1 pseudogene is annotated in these 849 nt (G+C 78.6%); it reads left to right on the top strand.

Annotation, left to right across the window (positions count from 1 at the left end):
- Window positions 1-849 (top strand): annotated as a pseudogene (locus IH13_RS0136020) (hypothetical protein); the annotation flags it as partial.

The following is an 849-nucleotide window of genomic DNA, read 5'->3' as shown; positions in this document are numbered from 1 at the left end:
GCCGCCCTGCCGCTGCGCGCGGTGGTCAGCTCCTTCGGCGGGGGCGGCGCCAACGCCTGTCTGGTCGTGGAGGAGTACCCCACACCCCCGGCCGAGCCCGTCGCCCCGGACACCGAGCAGCTCCTCGTCCTGTCCGCCAAGAGCGAGGACCGGCTGCGCGCGTACGCCGCCGGCCTCGCCGCGTTCCTGCGCGGTACCACGGGTGCCGGTCCGGCGGGCACCGGCCGGGACGCCCTGGGCGCCGCGCAGCGGCTGTGCCTGCGCCTGGCCGCCGAAAGCGCCGGCGTGGCCCCCGAGTACCTCGACCTCGGCACCGACCTCGCCGACTGCGGCTTCGGCGTTCCCGAACGCGCCCGCTTCGAGGCGTCGCTGAGGGCGGAGCTGGACGGCGCCCCGCCCGCGGCGGTGACCACGGCACGGACGTTGGGCGCCATGGCGCAGGCGATCGCCGGGACCGCACGCGCCGACGGGCCGGCCGGCGACGCCTCGGGACCCTTGGGAGCCCCAGCATCCGGAGTCTTGGACACTTCGGGGGCTCCGGGCGCTTCGGGTGAGGGCGGCACGCGGGCCGACGCGGGTGACCAGGAAGCCGCCCGCCCGGCAGAAGGGCCCCTCCGCCTCGCCGACGTCACCCACACCCTCCAGTCCGGCCGTACTCCCCACGAGTTCCGGCTGGCCGTGGCCGTCGGCTCGGTGGCCGAGGCCGCCGCGCTGCTGGAGGCGTACGCCGGGGGCGAGGCCGACACTCGGATCGCCACCGGCCGGGCCACCCGGGCACGGGCTGTCCCCGCCGGCGCCGGGGCCGACGCCCTGGAGAAGGCCCTGGACCGGCGCGACCTGGCGGCGGGG

This window comes from Streptomyces sp. NRRL WC-3549 (genome assembly GCF_000721935.1).
Classification (GTDB): Bacteria; Actinomycetota; Actinomycetes; order Streptomycetales; family Streptomycetaceae; genus Streptomyces.
Note: the sequence above shows the minus strand (reverse complement) of the source record. Positions and strands in the feature narration are given on the sequence as shown.